General features: G+C 57.2%; 15 protein-coding genes and 3 rRNA genes. 1 reads left to right on the top strand and 17 read right to left on the bottom strand.

What is annotated here, in order from left to right; translation table 11 throughout:
• Positions 1 to 39: 39 nt before the first annotated feature.
• The 7 genes from CVV65_RS00655 to CVV65_RS00625 form a co-directional block, all read right to left on the bottom strand.
• Positions 40 to 543, bottom strand: coding sequence for a CarD family transcriptional regulator (locus CVV65_RS00655; RefSeq protein ID WP_232059535.1), 504 nt, complete (start codon positions 541 to 543; stop codon positions 40 to 42).
• Positions 544 to 707: 164 nt separating this feature from the next.
• Complete coding sequence (gene disA / locus CVV65_RS00650; protein WP_100666527.1) at positions 708 to 1,793, bottom strand: DNA integrity scanning diadenylate cyclase DisA; 1,086 nt, start codon at positions 1,791 to 1,793, stop codon at positions 708 to 710.
• Between the two features lie 4 nt (positions 1,794 to 1,797).
• Positions 1,798 to 3,168, bottom strand: a complete 1,371-nt coding sequence (gene radA / locus CVV65_RS00645; RefSeq protein WP_100666526.1) for a DNA repair protein RadA — start codon at positions 3,166 to 3,168, stop codon at positions 1,798 to 1,800.
• A gap of 209 nt (positions 3,169 to 3,377) precedes the next feature.
• The gene (locus CVV65_RS00640; protein ID WP_100666525.1) at positions 3,378 to 5,822 is read right to left on the bottom strand and encodes an ATP-dependent Clp protease ATP-binding subunit; all 2,445 of its coding nucleotides are present in this window, start codon (positions 5,820 to 5,822) and stop codon (positions 3,378 to 3,380) included.
• A gap of 102 nt (positions 5,823 to 5,924) precedes the next feature.
• A complete protein-coding gene (locus CVV65_RS00635) occupies positions 5,925 to 6,992 on the bottom strand; it encodes a protein arginine kinase (RefSeq protein ID WP_100666524.1) in 1,068 nt (355 codons plus the stop codon).
• Between the two features lie 18 nt (positions 6,993 to 7,010).
• On the bottom strand, positions 7,011 to 7,514 hold the full coding sequence (locus CVV65_RS00630) for a UvrB/UvrC motif-containing protein (RefSeq protein WP_100669076.1): 504 nt from the start codon (positions 7,512 to 7,514) through the stop codon (positions 7,011 to 7,013).
• Between the two features lie 5 nt (positions 7,515 to 7,519).
• Positions 7,520 to 7,981, bottom strand: coding sequence for a CtsR family transcriptional regulator (locus CVV65_RS00625; RefSeq protein WP_100666523.1), 462 nt, complete (start codon positions 7,979 to 7,981; stop codon positions 7,520 to 7,522).
• A gap of 255 nt (positions 7,982 to 8,236) precedes the next feature.
• Here CVV65_RS00625 and CVV65_RS00620 point away from each other — a divergent pair, with 255 nt between their 5' ends.
• The gene (locus CVV65_RS00620) at positions 8,237 to 8,815 is read left to right on the top strand and encodes a TetR/AcrR family transcriptional regulator (protein WP_100666522.1); all 579 of its coding nucleotides are present in this window, start codon (positions 8,237 to 8,239) and stop codon (positions 8,813 to 8,815) included.
• A gap of 81 nt (positions 8,816 to 8,896) precedes the next feature.
• Here CVV65_RS00620 and CVV65_RS00615 read toward each other — a convergent pair whose 3' ends face one another.
• The 10 genes from CVV65_RS00615 to CVV65_RS00570 all read right to left on the bottom strand — a co-directional run bounded on the left by CVV65_RS00615 (position 8,897) and on the right by CVV65_RS00570 (position 20,179).
• Positions 8,897 to 9,619, bottom strand: coding sequence for an amino acid ABC transporter ATP-binding protein (locus CVV65_RS00615; protein ID WP_100666521.1), 723 nt, complete (start codon positions 9,617 to 9,619; stop codon positions 8,897 to 8,899).
• Positions 9,606 to 10,280: an amino acid ABC transporter permease gene (locus CVV65_RS00610; RefSeq protein ID WP_100666520.1), complete on the bottom strand. Its 675-nt coding sequence runs from the start codon at positions 10,278 to 10,280 to the stop codon at positions 9,606 to 9,608. The genes CVV65_RS00615 and CVV65_RS00610 overlap by 14 nt, the downstream gene beginning before the upstream one ends.
• A 122-nt stretch (positions 10,281 to 10,402) precedes the next feature.
• Complete coding sequence (locus CVV65_RS00605; RefSeq protein WP_100666519.1) at positions 10,403 to 11,200, bottom strand: basic amino acid ABC transporter substrate-binding protein; 798 nt, start codon at positions 11,198 to 11,200, stop codon at positions 10,403 to 10,405.
• Between the two features lie 159 nt (positions 11,201 to 11,359).
• A 5S ribosomal RNA gene (gene rrf / locus CVV65_RS00600) occupies positions 11,360 to 11,476 on the bottom strand.
• Between the two features lie 34 nt (positions 11,477 to 11,510).
• Positions 11,511 to 14,465 (bottom strand): 23S ribosomal RNA (locus CVV65_RS00595).
• 104 nt (positions 14,466 to 14,569) lie between these two features.
• Positions 14,570 to 16,117: ribosomal RNA gene (locus CVV65_RS00590) — 16S ribosomal RNA — on the bottom strand.
• The 16S, 23S and 5S rRNA genes sit together here, the layout of an rRNA operon.
• A 386-nt stretch (positions 16,118 to 16,503) precedes the next feature.
• Positions 16,504 to 16,995 (bottom strand): PaaI family thioesterase, encoded by a 492-nt coding sequence (locus CVV65_RS00585; protein ID WP_100666518.1) that lies wholly within the window; start codon positions 16,993 to 16,995, stop codon positions 16,504 to 16,506.
• Between the two features lie 32 nt (positions 16,996 to 17,027).
• On the bottom strand, positions 17,028 to 18,512 hold the full coding sequence (gene lysS, locus CVV65_RS00580) for a lysine--tRNA ligase (RefSeq protein ID WP_100669075.1): 1,485 nt from the start codon (positions 18,510 to 18,512) through the stop codon (positions 17,028 to 17,030).
• Positions 18,513 to 18,597: 85 nt separating this feature from the next.
• Positions 18,598 to 19,074 carry a transcription elongation factor GreA gene (greA, locus tag CVV65_RS00575; protein WP_013074181.1) on the bottom strand — a complete coding sequence of 159 codons (477 nt, stop codon included), beginning with the start codon at positions 19,072 to 19,074 and terminating at the stop codon, positions 18,598 to 18,600.
• Between the two features lie 241 nt (positions 19,075 to 19,315).
• Positions 19,316 to 20,179 (bottom strand): quinate 5-dehydrogenase, encoded by an 864-nt coding sequence (locus CVV65_RS00570; protein ID WP_232796664.1) that lies wholly within the window; start codon positions 20,177 to 20,179, stop codon positions 19,316 to 19,318.
• Positions 20,180 to 20,289: the final 110 nt, after the last annotated feature.

The following is a 20,289-nucleotide window of genomic DNA, read 5'->3' as shown; positions in this document are numbered from 1 at the left end:
GCACACCAACCTTCGCCCTCTGGTTTTGTCGCCGACCTTTCAGCATCCGGTTCTCCGGTTCCCACCCAGCCGAGCCGTGAGTTCCTCCAGTCGATCCGCATCTTCCTTTGGAGCCGCCAGCCTCAATTCACTCAGCAGGATCTGCCGGGCCATCTCATACATCCGCTTCTCCCCCGTGGACAGGCCTTTGTGGCGGTCCAGCCAAGCCAACTGCCTGACGACATCGGCGATGGCAAACGCATCGCCACTTTTGATCTTGTCCATATTGTCTCGGTAGCGGCGATTCCAGGCAGCCGTCTCCTGGATCCCCTCATCGAACAAAATCTCGAGGATCTTGTGAACACCTTCGGCGTCGACGACCTCCCGCAACCCCACAGCCCCGGTTTGTTCAATGGGGACCATCACCTTGATGTCTCCCACCGGCATCCGCATAATGTAGTACCGTCCCGTCTTCCCCAACACTTCGCGTTCTTCAATCGACTCGATCACACCCGCTCCGTGCATCGGATAGACCACGCGGTCCCCAACATTAAACAAGTGCATGCACCTCTGGGTTTAGAATTCAACGGGATACGCCTCCAGCATATCACATCTGACTCTTTGTGTCAATTTTTAAATTTACATAATATCACGCGCCGACACAATTCGTCAATGTCCGACCCCGGCACGCGACGAAAAAATTTCCGGCCGTACTCCGGCCGGCATCGTCACATATGTCGATCGATCAGCACCAGCTCCCGGACCCGTTTCAGCCCCTCCCGGATGGCCCGAGCCCGCACCTCCCCGATTCCCTCGACATCGTCTAATTGCTCAATCGTCGCCCCCATAACACCAGACAGACCGTGAAACTGCTTTACTAAGTTTTCCACAACCGGCTGGGGCAGCCGAGGAATCTTATTCAGTACCCGATAGCCTCGGGGATAGACCGTCTCTTCCGCCACATTCACGCCACCCGGATACCCGAGTACCCGGACGATGGCACCGGGATCCAACAATTCTTCGGCACTCAGTTCGTGCAGATTGGTCAGAATGTGGTGAGGAGTGACGTCCACCCCTTCACGGCAATAGTCCTTTACAAGAAGGTACGCTTCCTCATCCACCCGGGAGACCAACTCCTCCAGTTGCATGGAGATCAGCCGCCCCTCCGTCCCCAACTCGACGATATAACGGCGGATTTCTGCCTTGATGCGCAACACCATTTCAATTCGCTGGATGACCTGGGCCACTTCTTGCAACGTCACGAGCTCTTCGAATTCTAAGGCGCTCAGATTCGTGAGGGCTTGATCCAAAACCGTTTTATATTTCTCCAATGTCTGGATCGCCTGATTCGCCTTGGTCAGAATCACTCCCAGGTCTTTCAAAGCATAGCGCAGATTGGCTTGGTACAAGGTAATGACACCCCGGCGCTGAGAAATGCTGACCACAAGCTGCCCGGTTTGTTTGGCGACCCTTTCCGCCGTGCGATGCCTCGTGCCCGTTTCCGAAGAAGGAATCGACGGGTCAGGGTTCAGCTGGGCATTGGCGTACAGGATACGCTTTCCATCTTCACTGAGAATGATGGCCCCGTCCATCTTCGCCAGTTCGTACAAACTCGCAGGGGTGAACTCGGAATTAATTTGAAAGCCTCCGTCCACCAGCTGCAGGACCTCCGGCGTATTGCCGACGACAATCAGTGCGCCAGTCTTCGCCCGCAGAACGTTCTCCAACCCTTCCCGCAGCGGCGTTCCGGGCGCGATAAACCGCAACATCTTAATCAATAAATTCTCTTGCTTGACAGTGAGGTCATCCCGCATCCTTTCACCCCTCAAACGCGGCCTTAAAAGCCGCCTCCACCGTCTCCACCGCGATGATCTCCATGCCCGGTGGCCCGTGCAGTTCCCGGGCGTTCCCGGCGGGAACGATACAGCGCTGAAAACCGAGTTTGACCGCTTCTCCCAATCGCTGTTCCATACGGGATACGGTACGGATCTCTCCGGTCAGGCCAACTTCACCAATATACACATCTCGGGGCGACACCGGTCGGTCGCGAAAGCTGGAAGCTAAACTAACTGCCAATCCCAGGTCCACGGCGGGTTCATCCAGACGCACCCCGCCAGCGACGTTGACGTACGTGTCTTGGTTTCTGAGATACAGACCGCATCGCTTCTCCAACACCGCCAGCATGAGCGCCACCCGTTGAACATCGATCCCAGACGCCGTCCGGCGGGGCACTGCATAGCCTGAGTCTGCCACCAGAGCCTGGATCTCCACGAGGATCGGACGCGTGCCCTCCAGCCCAGCCACCACCGCAGACCCCGTCGAGGCGATTTGCCGATCCGGGAGAAACAGTTCTGAGGGATTATGTACCTCCCGCAGGCCGCCATCCCGCATTTCGAAAATCCCAATCTCGTTTGTGGAGCCAAATCGATTCTTGACCGCCCGCAAAATCCGATAGGTATGATGGCGCGCCCCTTCAAAATACACCACGGCGTCCACCATGTGTTCGAGTAACCGAGGTCCGGCAATCGCCCCTTCCTTGGTCACGTGGCCGACGATCAACGTAGCCAATTCCCGTTCCTTCGCCAAGCGCAGCAAACGCCCGGTGCATTCCCGGACCTGGGCTACACTCCCCGGAGCGGAAGAGACATCGGGATCGTGGACCGTCTGGATGGAGTCAATGACCAAACACCTGGGATCGATACGCTCCACCGCCCGTTCCACGGCGCTGAGGTCCGTTTCGGGCAACACCAGAAGGGAAGGTTCCATCGCCTTCAGCCGCCTGGCACGCAGATGGATTTGTCGGCTCGACTCCTCGCCGGAGACGTAGAGCACCGGCCCTCTGGCCTGAGCGATTTTTGCCGATGCTTGCAAAAGAAGGGTCGATTTTCCGATTCCCGGATCCCCACCGATGAGGACGAGGGATCCCGGAACGAGACCCCCTCCCAGCACCCGGTCCAACTCCCCGAACCCGGTGGGCCAGCGTTCTTCACATGCCGCCGGGACCTCGGTAATGGGTACCGGATCCGAACGGTGGGCTGGGCGGAGCCAGCCCCTCCCCCTCGGGGTCGGTTCCTCGATGGCTTCTTCCACTAAAGTGCCCCACTCGCCACATCCCGGGCACCGTCCAAAAAACTTGACCGTTTGGTATCCGCACCCGTGACAGACATAACGGGTTTTGACCTTGGCCACGGGATATCGTCCTTTCTCTATATGCATAAAAATCCATTTTCTAATATATACCCATTTTTATTTGATCGCCAGTTTTTATCCCAATGTAAAGCAAGGAGAAAAAACAGGCCGTCCCCCGAGGGGGGAAACCCCTCCAGGGACGGCCTTTGGACCCGCAGTCCGGCGGCGGAACCGGGGACCGGCCCAACCGGGGATCCCCCGGCCGGACATCAGACTGTGGGCGCAGACGACGGTTCAAGTTTTCGTACGGTCAAAGCGCCATCTTGGAAGTCGATCCGGACCCGGTCGCCCTTCACGATGGTTCCGTTCAGCAGCGCTTCCGAAAGTCGATCTTCGATGTGCCGCTGAATCGCCCGCTTGAGCGGCCGCGCCCCATAGGTGGGATCGAACCCTTCCTTTGCCAGGAATGCCTTGGCGTCGTCCGTGAGTTCAAAATCGATATCGTGGTCTCGCAACCGCTTCCGCAGATCATCCACCATGAGGTCGACAATGCGCATGATGTCTTGCTGGGTCAGGGCGTGAAAGACGATAACTTCGTCGATTCGATTGAGGAACTCCGGCCGGAACTGGCGTTTCAATTCCTCCATCACTTTATTTTTCATATCCTTATAGGCGTCTTCTTCCTCCGAGCGGGCAGCGAATCCGAGGGGGCCACCCCGCCGGATGCTCTGGGCCCCGACGTTGGAAGTCATGATGATCACCGTGTTTCGGAAATCCACGGTCCGCCCTTTGCCATCAGTCAGACGCCCATCGTCCAAAACCTGCAACAGGATGTTAAACACCTCGGGGTGTGCCTTTTCGATCTCATCCAACAAAACCACCGAGTAGGGTTTGCGCCGGATCTTTTCGGTGAGTTGCCCACCCTCTTCATATCCCACGTAACCGGGAGGCGCCCCAATCAACCGCGAAGTCGTGTGGCGCTCCATATACTCGGACATGTCGATGCGGACGACGGCATTCTCATCGCCAAACATCGCTTCTGCCAGGGCCCGGGCCAGCTCCGTTTTCCCGACCCCGGTGGGGCCAAGGAAGATAAAAGAACCAATGGGCCGTTTCGGATCTTTCAACCCTGCCCTCGCCCGGCGAATCGCCCGGGACACGGCTTCCACCGCTTCATCCTGGCCGATCACCCGCTTGTGCAGGATCTCTTCCATGTGCAACAGCCGCTCGGACTCCTCTTCGGCCAATTTCTTCACGGGAATACCGGTCCAACTGGACACGATCTCCGCGATATCCTCCTCAGTGACCACTGAATCCTTGGAGGCTTGCTTTTGTTGCCATTCTTGCTTCCGTTTCTCGAGTTCTTCCCGCAGCCGTTGCTCCCTATCCCGCAAGGCAGCCGCCTTTTCGAATTCCTGGCTCTGCACCGCGGCTTCTTTCTCCTTGCGCACCTCTTCCAGCTGCTCCTCGAGCTCTTTGAGATTCGGCGGTGCCGTATGGGTCCGGAGCCGCACCCTGGAGGCCGCTTCGTCGATCAGATCGATGGCCTTGTCCGGAAGGTAACGATCGCTGATATAACGATCGGACAGGCGCACCGCTGCTTCGAGGGCCTCGTCACTGATCTTCACCCGATGATGGGCTTCATACCGATCTCGCAGACCGTGAAGAATCTGGATAGCTTCCTCCGGCGTCGGTTGATCCACCATGATCGGTTGGAACCGCCGTTCCAAGGCCGCATCTTTCTCAATGTGTTTTCGGTACTCATCCAGTGTCGTGGCGCCGATACATTGCAATTCGCCTCGGGCCAAAGCTGGTTTCAAGATATTGGACGCATCAATGGCCCCTTCCGCCCCACCGGCGCCGATGAGGGTGTGCAGCTCATCAATAAACAGGATCACGTTTCCAGCTTGGCGAATCTCATCCATGATCTTTTTCAGGCGATCTTCAAATTCCCCCCGGTACTTCGTCCCGGCCACCACCGTTCCCATGTCCAGAACCATAACCCGCTTGTTGCGGAGTATCTCGGGAATCTCGTTGGCGACAATGCGTTGGGCCAGACCTTCGGCGATGGCCGTTTTGCCGACTCCCGGCTCGCCGATGAGCACCGGATTGTTCTTCGTGCGCCGGGACAGTACCTGAATGACCCGCTCGATCTCCTTATTGCGCCCAATCACCGGGTCGAGTTTGCCGTCCCTCGCCATCTGGGTCAAATCCCGGGCGAGGCTGTCCAAGGTCGGCGTATTGGCAGACTGCTGATTCTCCTGATTCGTTTCCGCGGAATCCCCGCCGAGCAACTGAATGACTTGCTGCCGGGCTTTGGGAAGGCTCACCCCGAGGTTGTTGAGCACCCGGGCGGCCACCCCCTCGCCCTCGCGAATCAAGCCCAGCAGAATATGCTCGGTCCCCACATAGTTATGGCCCAGCTTCCGAGCCTCATCGATAGAGAGCTCAATCACTTTCTTCGCCCGGGGAGTATAGGTCATGGCCGCTCCTTGCCCCGGGCCCCGACCGATGATCTTCTCCACTTCCCGCTGAATCTTCTCGCTGCTCAGCCCTAAACTCATCAGGGCTTTTGCTGCGATTCCGTCCCCTTCCCGGACGAGACCCAGGAGGATATGTTCGGTCCCAATTCCCGAATGCCCGAGGCGACTCGCCTCTTCATGCGCCAGGGCCAAGACTTTTTGTGCCCGCTCGGTGAAACGTCCGAACATCATTCGTCAACACCCCCATCGTCTTGTGTATGTCCTGTCCTATACCGACTAACCGCATGATGCGGGGTCCAAATTCCACTCCAGATCACGTCGTGACACCGTCCTTCAGGCGGACAGCGCACGCAGCCGCTCTCGAATCAAGGCCGCCCGGTGCACGTCGCGTTCTTGAGGAGAAAGTTCCCGGCCTTCATAAGTCTGCAGAAGGGCCGGTCGGGTTAACACCATCAGCTCTTTCAAAATTCCTTTAGGCACCCCGGTAATGATACCGAGGTCGATCCCCAAACGGACATCCGACAATCGTTGCATCGTTTCTTTAGAATCGAGGCGCTTGGCGTACCGCAGGATGCCGTAGGACCGACCGATGCGGTCCTCTAACTCGGGCCTGTTTTGCTCTAGCAGCAACTGCCTAGCCCGCCGTTCATGTTCGATCAGCTGTCGGGTCACCCCGTACAGATTGTGAACGATCTCCTCTTCAGACTGTCCTAAAGTAATTTGATTCGACACCTGAAAGAGATTTCCTACTGCTTCCGTCCCTTCCCCATAAATCCCCCGGACAGCGAGTCCCACTTGGGAGATGGCATGAAGGACCCGGCGAATCTGATCGGTCATCACCAGAGCGGGCAAATGCATCATCACCGAGGCCCGCATTCCCGTCCCGACGTTCGTGGGGCAGGCAGTCAGATATCCTCTTTTTTCATCATATGCCCAATCGAGCGTCGCTTCCAGCGCATCATCCACCCGACTGGCCATGTCCCAGGCAGGTTTGAGTTGTAGCCCGGGGAAAAGGCATTGGATGCGCAAATGGTCCTCTTCGCCCACCATAATGCTGATGGTTTCATCGTCCCGAAGCACTACGGCACTCCGCCTGGGGTGTTCCACGAGGTCCGGGCTGATCAAATGTTTTTCCATCAACACCTCTCGGTCTAACTCATGAACTCGATTCATCGGCAACATCTCAAAGTGACCCAAGTCCTGGACCGACGGATGGCGAAGGGCCCGGTTCACCCGCTCCAAAACCTCATCCATCTGTCCCTCGGTGGCCAACATGGGGAAGGGAAGGTCAGCCAGATTCCGAGCCAGCCTGACCCTTGTGCTCATTACCATCTCATCTTCTGGACCGTCGGCGCGCATCCAATAGCTGGATGTCCGATGGACAAAATCCTCCAATGACACCTCACATCCCCCCTCGGTTCACCCGCCGAGCTGTTGCTCGAGAGCCCGGATTTGATCCCGTAGGCGAGCCGCTTCTTCGAATTGTTCCAAGCGAACCTTTTCCCGCAACTGCTCCTTCAGATGCTCCAGTTCCCGCCGCACCCGCAACTTCCCGCCCCCGCGGCGCGGAACTTTGCCGGTGTGAGTGGTGCTGCCGTGGATGCGGCGGAGCATTGGGTCCAAAACTGGATCAAAGGCCTGGTAACAGTTTGGACAACCGAAACGGCTCACCTGGGTGAACTGCTGATAGGTCAAGCCACAAGTCGGACAACGAAGGGTCTGAACCTGGGGAACCCCAGGGGCCGCCTCCCCGCTAAAAAAGCTCCCGAGTAGGTTAGGAAAAGAAAACGCCCCGGGGACAAACTGCAACTCCCCCGATTCGTTGGCACAAATCTCGCATAAGTGTCGTTCCGATTTCTGGCCGTTTACAATCTTCGTCATGTGCACCGTGGCAGGCCGTTTGCCACATTGTTGACAAATCACGATCCTCACCCTCTCAGAAGCTCCACCAGCATCGCTCGAAGCAATCTGGCGCGCAATTGATCGCGATAGGGAATCGGTCCCCGCAGCACGTCCCGGCACACGGCGGCGTGCAACAGGCGCACCTCCCGTTCGGTCACGAATCCATCTTCAAACAGATGATCGATAATATCGTGGGCCTCTCGTTGTGTCACTTCCTCGCCAATGAGGCGAATGAGCTCGTCGTGGATGGGCCGTTCCTGGCCGAATTCCAACTTTCGGATGCGGATATAGCCGCCTCCACCTCGCTTGGATTCAACAATGTAACCGCGTTCCACAGTAAACCGTGTGCTGATGACGTAGTTAATCTGAGAAGGAACGCAATTGAACTGTTCGGCGAGTTCGCCTCGCTGGATCTCTACGACGCCATCACGGCTCTGTTGAAGGATCGATTTTAGATGTTGCTCGATCAGATCTGTGATATTACGCATCGACCCTCCCCCTTCAGAGTCGCCCTATGGAGGCGTTTGACTTTGACTAACTTTGACCTTCGGCCTCATTATAACCTTTTCTTGGGGGAGGATGCAAGAGGGCGGCGAAAATTTTTTATCCACCCTGTTTCTTTTCTAGTATGGGTTGTATACTTCAAGATATCCGTCCGATCAGCGGCCTTCATGCCCCTTGCAAGAAGTGGAATTTTTGAGTACACTGGGACAAAACGAACGATTGGTAGGGGAGATCCAACCATGGCGGGGAATAAGTACGAAGAAATCGCTGCAGCGGCCATCCAGCTGTTTGAACAAAAGGGGTACCATGCTACATCAGTTCAGGACATCGCCGATGCGGTAGGGCTTCAAAAAGGCAGTCTTTACCACTACATCGCGAGCAAAGAAGAACTGCTGCTCAAGATCACCCACCAGGCCATCAGCGGATTCGTGCGCAGGCTGGAGGAGATCATTGACACGGACCTGCCTGTGGAAGAGCGCTTCCGCCAGGGAATCCGTACGCACATGCAGTATATCACCCAGTACCTTTCCATGTCCACAGTACTGCTCCGGGAAGCTTTTTCACTCGGGGAACCTCATAATGAGGTCATTCGAGATCTAACCGATCGCTACCTGAACCTCTGGACCCAGATCATCAATGAAGGGGTAGCGGCAGGAGTTTTCTACGTAAAGGACAGCCGCATTGCAGCCCTCACCATCCTGGGGTCGTGTAACTGGGTGTACCGATGGTTTAAAGAAGAAGGAAAATACACCGCCGAAGAGATTGCGGATCAGATGGCGGATCTGTTTTTAAACGGCCTCAAAAAGGGAAGGACGTGACGGGTGGCCGCGACTGGGAATCGCACCAGAATGGTTCCCGGGCTGGCAGACACCCCCAGCCCGCGGATGTCGGAATACTGGTCACAGAACCTTGGACAAAAAAGCCCGGGTTCGCTCTTGTTGAGGATGGTCGAACACATCCGCCGGAGTGCCTTCCTCCACGACATAACCGCCATCCATGAATAACACTCGATCGCCCACTTCCCTGGCAAACCCCATCTCATGAGTGACCACCACCATGGTCATACCGTCCCTGGCCAGGTCTTTCATGACGGCGAGGACTTCCCCGACCATTTCCGGATCGAGGGCGGAAGTGGGCTCATCAAACAGCATCACCTTGGGTTTCATGGCCAAAGCCCTGGCGATGGCCACCCGCTGTTGCTGTCCGCCCGACAACTGGTCCGGCATTGCGTTAGCCTTCTCAGGAATACCGACCTTACGAAGCAGTTCCTCGGCTAATTCCGTGGCCTCCGCCTTTGATTTCCCCAGAACTTTGATCGGGCCGATGGTGATGTTATCCATAACGCTCAAATGATGAAACAGGTTAAAGCGTTGGAACACCATGCCGACTTGTTTTCGAATCTCGATCAAGTCCGCTTTATGGCCCGTCAACTCGTGGCCAGCGATGACAATGTGGCCGGAGGTGGGTTTTTCTAGACCATTGAGACAGCGCAGGAACGTGCTTTTTCCTGAACCCGATGGTCCGATGATGACCACAACCTCTTGAGCCGCCACTTCCACGGAAATGTCCTGCAAAACCACGTGGTCGCCAAACTGTTTGCGAAGATTTTTAACGCTGATCAACCTGCAGCCTCCTCTCCAGATACTGCGAAAGCTTGGTCAGCAGGAGAATAACTATAAGGTACAACACCGCCACCGCCGTCCAGAACTGTAGAGCAAAATAAGTGGTAACGATGACAATTTGTGCTGCTCGAACGAGCTCCGTGATGGAAATGACCGACAACAGAGACGTGTCTTTGATCGTTTGAATAAACTGGTTGACAAGGGGCGGAATCATTCGTTTGAACGCCTGGGGCAAAATGATATATCTCATTTTTTGGTACGACGTCATGCCAATGCTCTCTGCGGCCTCCCACTGGCCTTTATCGACGGATAATATGCCCGCCCGGATAATCTCGGTGATATAAGCGCCTTCATTCAGCGCCAGCGCTGCAGCCCCGGCTAGTAACGTGTAAAAATCCCCAAACCATTGGTGGAGGGGGAGGACTTGGGGCAAGCCGAAATAAATGAAAAAGATCTGGACCAGGAGCGGAGTGCCTCGGAAAATATCAACGTATACCGTACCCAAGGCGCGAAGAATGCGACTGCCCGAGAGACGAAAAAGAGCGAAGATCAAGCCCAGAACTGTCCCGAGAACCACGGCGTACAAGGAGTACTCCAGGGTATAACCTAGTCCCTGGATCAGCATGGAGGAATTCTGCAATACCGATTGCCAAGCTTCCATGTTTCCCCTCCTTACAGCTTCTAGCCGGCGGAACCAACCCCTGGGGAATATGAATCGGCCGTCAGAACCCGCCGGAGCGATCCTGACGGCCGCCAATCCCATGCCAGGTGAAGATTTACCTCTCAGTGTTTAATCTTGCCATTGGGTTCGTCGCCAAAATACTGTTGATACAGTTTGTCATAAGTGCCGTCGGCCATCACCTGTTTCAGACCGTCATTGATTTTCTGAAGCAGGTCTGGTGCGTTCTTCCGCACAGCAATCCCGTAGTCCTCACCGGTCAACAGCGGACCTACGATCTTTACGTTATCGTGACCCGTCCTGATATAGTTCAGATTAACGGGGTTGTCGAACACGACAGCATCTGCCCCGCCGTTCTGCAGTTCACTGTAGGCGTCGCTGATGTTGGTAAACCGTTTCACATTGACACCGGGTTTCTTGCTAAACATCAGATCCGCGGTGGTACCCAGTTTTACGGCAACAGTCTTCCCGGTGAGATCGTCGGGGCCGTTAATTGTGGTATTGTCCTTTTTCACAAGGATAGATAGCCCGGAATGATAATAAGGATCCGAGAAATTCACAGATTTCTTGCGGTCGTCCGTAATGGTGATACCGGCGACGGCCACGTCAATATCCCCGGTCTGTAGGGCGGGAATGAGCCCCTGGAAGTCCATCGTCTTCAGGTCGACTTGCATATTCTCCTTCTGCGCAATGGCTTTGATTAAATCGATATCAAAACCGGTAACCTGGCCATTTTTCTCCGTTTCAAAAGGCGGAAATGTCGTATCGGCCCCCACGTGCAATGTGACCGGCTGGGCTTGGCCACTCTGACCACTGCTCGAAGACGTTGACGACCCTGTACCGCAACCGGCCAGGGTTAGACCCAACACAAGGGCCCCAAGTCCAAAAGCAAGTCTTCTCATACAACTGACCCCCTTTATTTTTAAATATCTGTGTCCGATAGGTTATTATAACATATCGAAGCTCGGTGTACAGTGGGAGCCCATGGCAGTCGATTTCGATGGACGACGTGCATATAGGAAAGCCCCGCAGGAAAGATCCTGCGGGGCTTGCGGGAACGCGCCCGGCAACGTCCTACTCTCCCAGGGCCCTGCGGCCCAAGTACCATCGGCGCTGGAGGACTTCACTTCTGTGTTCGGAATGGTGACAGGTGTTTCCCCTCCGCTCTCGTCACCCGACCCTCGTTCCCTCAAAACCGAAAAGCCACCACAGCTTGAGAAAGCCTCGACCGATTCGTATCCGTCCGCTTCACGCCTCGCGGCGCTTCCACGCCGGACCGATCTACCTCGTCTTCTCCAAGGGGTCTTACCACCTTGCGGTGTGGGAAACCTCATCTTGAGGCGGGCTTCGCGCTTAGATGCATTCAGCGCTTCTCCCTCCCCGACTTGGCTACCCAGCGGTGCGCCTGGCGGCACAACTGGGACACCAGCGGTCGGTCCATCCCGGTCCTCTCGTACTAAGGACAGCCCCTCTCAAGTTTCCTCCGCCCGCGGCAGATAGGGACCGAACTGTCTCACGACGTTCTGAACCCAGCTCGCGTACCGCTTTCATGGGCGAACAGCCCAACCCTTGGGACCGACTTCAGCCCCAGGATGCGATGAGCCGACATCGAGGTGCCAAACCTCCCCGTCGATGTGGACTCTTGGGGGAGATCAGCCTGTTATCCCCGGGGTAGCTTTTATCCGTTGAGCGACGGCCCTTCCACTCAGTGCCGCCGGATCACTAAGCCCGACTTTCGTCCCTGCTCGAGTTGTCTCTCTCGCAGTCAAGCTCCCTTGTGCCTTTGCACTCGCCGCGCGATGTCCATCCGCGCTGAGGGAACCTTTGGGCGCCTCCGTTACCTTTTAGGAGGCGACCGCCCCAGTCAAACTGCCCACCTGACACTGTCCCCCGACCGGTTCACGGCCGCAGGTTAGAAGATCAATCCGCCAAGGGTGGTATCCCAACGTCGGCTCCCCCCGGGCTGGCGCCCGGAGTTCCCTGCCTCCCACCTATCCTGTACATGACCGACCCATCTCCCATATCAGGCTACAGTCAAGCTCCACGGGGTCTTTCCGTCTAGCCGCGGGTACCCTGCATCTTCACAGGGACTACAATTTCACCGGGTCTCTCGTTGAGACAGCGCCCAAGTCGTTACGCCTTTCGTGCGGGTCGGAACTTACCCGACAAGGAATTTCGCTACCTTAGGACCGTTATAGTTACGGCCGCCGTTTACTGGGGCTTCGGTTCAGGGCTCTCACCCTTCCCCTTAACCTTCCAGCACCGGGCAGGCGTCAGCCCCTATACCTCGCCTTCCGGCTTCGCAGAGACCTGTGTTTTTGCTAAACAGTCGCTTGGGCCTCTCCTCTGCGGCTCCCTCGGGCTTTGTCCCACCGGCCATGGCTTTCGCCCAGGCCGGCGGGGCCCTTCACCCTACCGGAGCGCCCCTTCTCCCGAAGTTACGGGGCCATTTTGCCGAGTTCCTTAACGAGAGTTCTCCCGGTCGCCTTCGGATCCTCTCCGTGCCAACCTGTGTCGGTTTCCGGTACGGGCACCCAGGTCCTCGCTAGAGGCTTTTCTCGCCAGTGTGAACCCAGGGACTTCGGTACTCATGCTTCCCTCCCCTTCACGGCTCAGGCGCCCGTTGTGCGGATTTCCCTGCACAACACCCTCGCCGCTTGGACGGCCTCTTCCAGCCGGCCGCTCCCCTGTCCTCCTGTGTCCCCCCTTCGCTCAAACGGACCTCGGTGGTACGGGATTCTCCACCCGTTGCCCTTCGCCTACGCCCTTCGGCCTCGGCTTAGGTCCCGACTAACCCTGGGCGGACGAACCTTCCCCAGGAACCCTTCGGCTTTCGGCGGACAGGATTCTCACCTGTCTTTCGTTACTTATACCGGCATTCTCACTTCCCGCCTGTCCACACGCCCTTCCGGTCGTGCTTCCCCCACGCGGGAACGCTCCCCTACCACAGTCTCCTGTCCGAGGCTTCGGTCGCGGGTTTCAGCCCCGTTTCATTTTCGGCGCAGCCGCACTCGACCAGTGAGCTATTACGCACTCTTTCAATGATGGCTGCTTCTAAGCCAACATCCTGGTTGTCTTCGCACGGCCACTTCCTTTCCCACTTAACCCGCCCTTGGGGACCTTAGCCGTCGGTCTGGGCTGTTCCCCTCTCGACCACGGATCTTATCACTCGTAGTCTCACTGCACGGCATCCGACAACGGCATTCGGAGTTCGACTCGGCTCGGTAACCCTCGCGGGCCCCTCCCCCAATCGGTGCTCTACCGCCCCCGCCTTCTTCGCCGCACGCTCGCCCTCAAGCGATTTCGGGGAGAACCAGCTATCTCCGGGTTCGATTGGCATTTCACCCCTACCCCCAACTCATCCTATGGTTTTTCAACACCAACAGGTTCGGGCCTCCATGGCGTTTCACCGCCACTTCACCCTGGTCAGGGGTAGATCACCCGGTTTCGGGTCTGCCGCATGAAACTCTCGCCCTCTTCAGACGCGCTTTCGCTTCGGCTCCGGCCCTGAAGGCCTTAACCTCGCTTCATACGGCCGCTCGCCGGTTCATTCTACAAAAGGCACGCCGTCAGGCTCTGTGACGCCCTCCGACTGCTTGTCGGCACACGGTTTCAGGTCCTTTTTCACTCCCCTCCCGGGGTGCTTTTCACCTTTCCCTCACGGTACTCTCCGCTATCGGTCGCTGGGGAGTATTTAGCCTTAGGAGGTGGTCCTCCCGGATTCAAGCGGGATTCCTCGTGCCCCGCCCTACTCGGGGTCCGCCCCGGAGCCGCGTCGGTTTCGGATACGGGGCTCTCACCCTCTCCGGCGGGCCTTCCCAGACCCTTCTCCTACCAACCCGGTTTCTCACTCCTCATGGGACGCCCCTCGACCCCGGCCTCCTAAGAGACCGGTTTAGGCTCCTCCCCGTTCGCTCGCCGCTACTTGGGGAATCGCGGTTGCTTTCTTCTCCTCGGGGTACTAAGATGTTTCAGTTCCCCCGGTCTGCCCTCGACGACCTATGCATTCAGCCGCCGATGCCGTCTCTCCCAGACGGCGGGTTCCCCCATTCGGACACCCCCGGATCAACGCCCGCTTACGGCTCCCCGGGGCGTTTCGGCGTTCGCCCCGTCCTTCTTCGGCTCCCAGCGCCTAGGCATCCACCGTGCGCCTTTCCTACTTTCTCTCGCTGCGTGGCTTTTCAGTTCTCAAGGAACGATGAAGGAGCCTCGCTCCCTCAGAATCAAACAGTACGCACACCCCAACCCCTTCTCCTTGCCTTGCTCCCTAGAAAGGAGGTGATCCAGCCGCACCTTCCGATACGGCTACCTTGTTACGACTTCACCCCAATCATCGACCCCACCTTCGGCGGCTGGCTCCGCCCTCTCGGTCGGTTGCCCCACCGACTTCGGGTGTTGCCGACTCTCGTGGTGTGACGGGCGGTGTGTACAAGGCCCGGGAACGGATTCACCGCGGCATGCTGATCCGCGATTACTAGCGATTCCGCCTTCATGCAGGCGAGTTGCAGCCTGCAATCCGAACTACGAACGGCTTTCAGGGATTCGCTCCAGGTCGCCCCTTCGCTCCCCGTTGTACCGCCCATTGTAGCACGTGTGTAGCCCAGGACATATGGGGCATGATGATTTGACGTCATCCCCGCCTTCCTCCGGCTCCTCGCCGGCAGTCCCCTGTGAGTGCCCACCTCTCGTGCTGGCAACACAGAGCAAGGGTTGCGCTCGTTGCGGGACTTAACCCAACATCTCACGACACGAGCTGACGACAACCATGCACCACCTGTCTCCTCTGTCCCCGAAGGAAACCCCTCATCTCTGAAGGTGTCAGAGGGATGTCAAGCCCTGGTAAGGTTCTTCGCGTTGCTTCGAATTAAACCACATGCTCCACCGCTTGTGCGGGCCCCCGTCAATTCCTTTGAGTTTCAGCCTTGCGGCCGTACTCCCCAGGCGGAGTGCTTATTGGGTTTCCTTCGGCACGGATGGGCATCCCCACCCACACCTAGCACTCATCGTTTACGGCGTGGACTACCAGGGTATCTAATCCTGTTCGCTCCCCACGCTTTCGCGCCTCAGCGTCAGGTGTCGTCCAGCAAGGCGCCTTCGCCACCGGTATTCCTCCTGATCTCTACGCATTTCACCGCTACACCAGGAATTCCCCTTGCCTCTCCGACCCTCAAGCCATGCCGTATCCGAGGCCCCTCAGCGGTTGAGCCGCTGCCTTTCACCTCGGACGTGCATCGCCGCCTGCGCGCCCTTTACGCCCAGTGATTCCGGACAACGCTCGCCCCCTACGTCTTACCGCGGCTGCTGGCACGTAGTTTGCCGGGGCTTCCTCCTTGGGTACCGTCCCTCACCGAGTCCCCTCGGTGCCCTCGTCCCCAAAGCCAGAGGTTTACAACCCGAAGGCCTTCTTCCCTCACGCGGCGTCGCTCCGTCAGGCTTTCGCCCATTGCGGAAGATTCCCTACTGCTGCCTCCCGTAGGAGTCTGGGCCGTGTCTCAGTCCCAGTGTGGCCGCCCACCCTCTCAGGCCGGCTACGCATCGTCGCCTTGGTGAGCCGTTACCCCACCAACCAGCTAATGCGACGCGGGCCCACCCGACAGCGGGTTTCCCCTTTCCCGCAAAAAGCATGCGCCCTTTGCGCCTATCCGGAATTAGCGCCCGTTTCCAGGCGTTGTCCCGGTCTGCCGGACAGGTTGCCCACGCGTTACTCACCCGTCCGCCGCTGGCCTCCCCGGGGCAAGCCCCGGGGCGACCCGCTCGACTTGCATGTATTAGGCACGCCGCCAGCGTTCGTCCTGAGCCAGGATCAAACTCTCCGTGAAAAGATTCATCCGGGCTAACAGTGGCGTACTGTTTGATTCTCAAGGATCGAGGTGCCGCTTCGAGCGGCGACAAGAGATACTTTATCAAATCCCGGCCGATGATGCAACCGGTAGTTCGCGGAAACGCCCGCGGCCTCTGCCGCGCCTCGCTTTCCAGCCCCCTAGAGACAACCGCATTTGAGAGCATTATTTATTATATCACGCCGGTCCTTTCGTGACAAGGGCCTGCGGGTCCCCGAACACTCCGTTGGCGAACCCATGCACATCCGGACACCTTCTGGTCGCAGAGCCTCAGATCCCGTTGTCTAGGAACAACCTGCTGATCACCCCCGGCGGGGGGATTCCGTCTGCGGGGTACTTGTTGCAACCAACAGGCCGGCGACGCCTTACAAAGTCGCATCACCCGAGCTCGAGGACAACCCATCGGTAATCTGGCCTTCTTTGAGCGCGTAAAACGTCCCGGTGGCCTGGATGATAATTTCCCCTTCGTCATTAAACACGTCGCATCGCGTCGTGATTACCCTGCCTCCTCGATGGACGACAGACGCTTTCGCCACCAGCTCCTTGCCCAAACCAGGCTGCAAATAGTTCACCGTCAGCGACAAAGTCACCGATGGCCGCCCACTTGCGTGATAGGCAGCCAGCCCCATGGCCGTATCCGCGAGTGTCGCCGTGATCCCCCCGTGAACAATCTGCAGATTATTGTATAAAAGCTCCGTGATCTTCATCCGGATTACCACAGAATCATTCGCCAAATACTCCACCTGGGGATCGAACAAGCTGGCCAAAAAGGTCGGGCGTCTTCGTGCGGCAATCTGAAGCAGCTCCGGAAACCAAGGGTTGTTCCTGGCTTCTTTTAGTAATTGTTCTTCATCCAATGCCTATCCCCCCTTGGAACTTTCGCGGCTCATCAACGATCCCGCATCAAGGGAAACAACAATACGTCCCGAATCGAAGCTTGATCGGTCAAGAGCATGACCAGCCTGTCCACCCCGATCCCGAGGCCTCCCGTGGGCGGCATTCCATATTCCAACGCCATCACAAAATCCTCATCCATCTCGTGAGCTTCATCGTTTCCTTTGACGCGCTCCTCCAGTTGATCCAGGAAGCGCTTCCTCTGATCGACGGGATCGTTCAACTCCGAAAAAGCGTTGGCATGCTCCCTACCCACGATAAACAGTTCAAACCGATCCGTCAACCGCGGGTCCGCAGCACTGCGTTTAGCTAGGGGGGAGATCTCCACCGGGTACCCGTAGACGAAAGTCGGCTGTACCAAATGCTGCTCCACTTTCTGTTCAAAGCACTCATTCACAATGTGGCCGAATTCCATCCCCGGGTCGATCTTGACACCGCAGTTCTCAGCCAGCTGTCGCGCCTGTTCCGTCCCGGATACCTGGCGGAAGTCAATACCCGTATAATGCTGAATCAAGTCCATCATAGATTCCCTTCGCCACGGTGGCGTGAGGTCGACCGCCTGACCCTGATACTGGATCTGAGTCGTTCCCAACACCTCCCGAGCGATGGTGGCGATCAGGCTCTCGGTGAGGTCCATCATATCCCGGTAATCCGCATAGGCTTGGTACAACTCCATCATTGTGAACTCCGGGTTATGTTTTGTCGATATCCCCTCATTTCGGAATACCCGCCCGATCTCATACACCCGTTCTAAGCCGCCTACGATCAATCGCTTCAGGTGCAACTCCATGGCGATCCGCATGTAAAGTTCCATATTCAGCGCGTTGTGGTGGGTCACGAAAGGGCGGGCCGCCGCCCCGCCCGCCACGCTCTGCATCGTCGGAGTTTCCACTTCCAGGAAGCCGTGATCGTCCAAGAATCGGCGCATCACCCGAATGATGCGGCTCCGTAAAACGAAGGTCTCCCGAACTTGGGGGTTGACGATCAAATCGACATAGCGATGTCGGTACCTCAATTCGACATCCTTGAGTCCGTGCCATTTCGTGGGAAGCGGTCTGAGAGACTTCGTCAACAGTTCCACCCGGTCGGCAAAAATCGTCACTTCGCCCCGATTGGTCCGCAACACTTCCCCTTCTACGCCAATGATATCGCCTAAATCGAGCACGTCGAATACTTGGTAAGCGAATTCCCCCACCCGGTCCAGGCGGACGTAAATCTGGATCTGTCCGCTCCGATCGAGGATGTGGGCGAAACTGGCTTTTCCGTGGCCGCGCTTGGTCATGATTCGGCCGGCCACCCGCACATGAAGTCCTTCTTGTTCCAATTCCTCCTTTGACCGATCTCGTGCAAAGTCCAGCACCTGGGCCGCGGTATGCGTAGGCACCCACCGATGTCCAAAGGGTTCTACACCCATCTCCTGGAGTTTCTCGACTTTTTCAAGCCGTACCTGCATCAGGTGGTCGATCTCCTGGGAGGACAACTCCTCACTCGTTTCTTCCGTTAACCCGGGCCTTCGGCGCCCATCTTGATCCGTCATGCGCTCCTTCAACTCCTGTTAAATCGGTTCACTTCTTAATCTGTAAAATTTCATATTGGAGCACGCCGTCCGGCACCTCCACATTGACGACTTCGCCCACCCGCCGCCCGAGCAGCGCCCGGCCCACGGGAGATTCGTTGGAGATTCGGTTTTCTACCGGATCCGATTCCGCAGAGCCGACGATGGTGTATTCCACCACCTCACCAAACTCGAGATCCTTAAGGGAAACGGTCGACCCAATGCTCACCACATCGGTATCCACATCACTATCCTTAATGATCCGCGCGTTGCGCAACATTTTCTCTAAGGTAATGATACGCCCTTCTACAAAGGCTTGTTCATTCTTTGCGTCTTCGTATTCCGAGTTTTCACTGATATCCCCGTAGCTGATAGCCGTTTTTATGCGTTCAGCCACCTCACGGCGTTTTACCGATTTAAGATATTCCAATTCTTCTTCCAGCTTCTGCAACCCCCCAGGGGTTAGCAGCACTTCTTTTTCCGACATACAGGTCGCTCCTTCTCCACGCGGAATGAAAAATCCCCTATGCTCTCCCAGTCGACGTGTATAGCATCGTATGACAAGAACGAAGGCTTTATTCAATCTTACAAGAACGGCGCTGTTTTGCCATTATACCGTATCACGCCTCAATGAGCTAGAAAGCACCGTCAACGCATGGGAGGTTGACAGTGCTTGCAGGGCACTCGGTCGACCGCGCCCCTATTATACGAACGAAATGTTAAGATCGTCAATCAACGCCCGCCCCCCAGCAAGTAATCCTCGGACGTACTCCCAGCCGCTCCAACCAGTAGTGGTAGAAAGACTCATCCGGGTACAGGTTGCGCCCGGACCCGAGCAGTGCAGGAGGTTCCCCTGCCATGGCGACAAAAACAGCCTCCAGCACATTCGTACCAAACGAGCGCCCTTCCCATTCAGGTGTGGTGGTGATGAGCCCTCCAGCGCCCCGCCGGCGCAACAATTCCTCATCTTCCCGGGTCACCGTATTCGTAAGGATCCAAACACCTTCCAGCCTTTCGGGCAGATGCCGGCGTATATAATGAAAATCCCCGGCGATCACGTCCGCCCTCCGATACACTCGGCGGTACTTAGGGCGAATCTGCTCCTGCCGCTGCCCGGTGGGATACAGCCAGTGAATCGGCAGTTGTGTAACAACGGGACCGAGGACGTGGCCCATTCGGTTCAGCGTTTGAAGAGAATGCAGCGGTACAGGGATACCGAGGCCGAACATGAGGTCCCCAAACGTCACCCGGCACCCCTCAGCGACCAGGGTTTCAGCCATACCAAAACGGTCCACCGCACTCACGAGAAGAACATTCTTCCGGCGCAGTGCGACCTGCGGATCCTCCGCCAGCTGACGGACCACCCGGCGTTCTAACGTGTGTTTTAGACCACTGCCATCCACAACTGGCGTCTTGTGAGCCAAGCGCGCCAGCCGCTCGGCTTGCCGGAAGACATACCGTCTTCCGCCGACGTACAGATAACGGTCGATCCCTCCCAGCCCGATGGCAGCCGCTCGTCCATCCCATTCCCGAATGGCAGCCATGGCACGGCGGACATCCCCATCAGTACCGATTCGTTCAATGACCAACATCTGGCCGTCCCATTCCATGATCACGCGGTGATTCCGTCGAGACGAGCCCAGACTCACACTGACAACATGTCTCAGGGTGGTCACCCCTTCCCATCAGAGGAAGGTTTGTT

The organism is Kyrpidia spormannii (assembly GCF_002804065.1).
In the GTDB taxonomy this organism is placed as follows: domain Bacteria; phylum Bacillota; class Bacilli; order Kyrpidiales; family Kyrpidiaceae; genus Kyrpidia; species Kyrpidia spormannii.
Note: the sequence above shows the minus strand (reverse complement) of the source record. Positions and strands in the feature narration are given on the sequence as shown.

Coding starts and splice junctions, on each gene's coding strand:
- CVV65_RS00570 (WP_232796664.1), bottom strand. CDS start 20,179: ATGTTGGTCATTGAACGAATCGGTACTGATGGGGATGTCCGCCGTGCC.
- CVV65_RS00605 (WP_100666519.1), bottom strand. CDS start 11,200: ATGAGAAGACTTGCTTTTGGACTTGGGGCCCTTGTGTTGGGTCTAACC.
- greA (WP_013074181.1), bottom strand. CDS start 19,074: ATGTCGGAAAAAGAAGTGCTGCTAACCCCTGGGGGGTTGCAGAAGCTG.
- disA (WP_100666527.1), bottom strand. CDS start 1,793: ATGCGGGATGACCTCACTGTCAAGCAAGAGAATTTATTGATTAAGATG.
- CVV65_RS00640 (WP_100666525.1), bottom strand. CDS start 5,822: ATGATGTTCGGACGTTTCACCGAGCGGGCACAAAAAGTCTTGGCCCTG.
- CVV65_RS00610 (WP_100666520.1), bottom strand. CDS start 10,280: ATGGAAGCTTGGCAATCGGTATTGCAGAATTCCTCCATGCTGATCCAG.
- CVV65_RS00655 (WP_232059535.1), bottom strand. CDS start 543: ATGCACTTGTTTAATGTTGGGGACCGCGTGGTCTATCCGATGCACGGA.
- CVV65_RS00620 (WP_100666522.1), top strand. CDS start 8,237: ATGGCGGGGAATAAGTACGAAGAAATCGCTGCAGCGGCCATCCAGCTG.
- CVV65_RS00625 (WP_100666523.1), bottom strand. CDS start 7,981: ATGCGTAATATCACAGATCTGATCGAGCAACATCTAAAATCGATCCTT.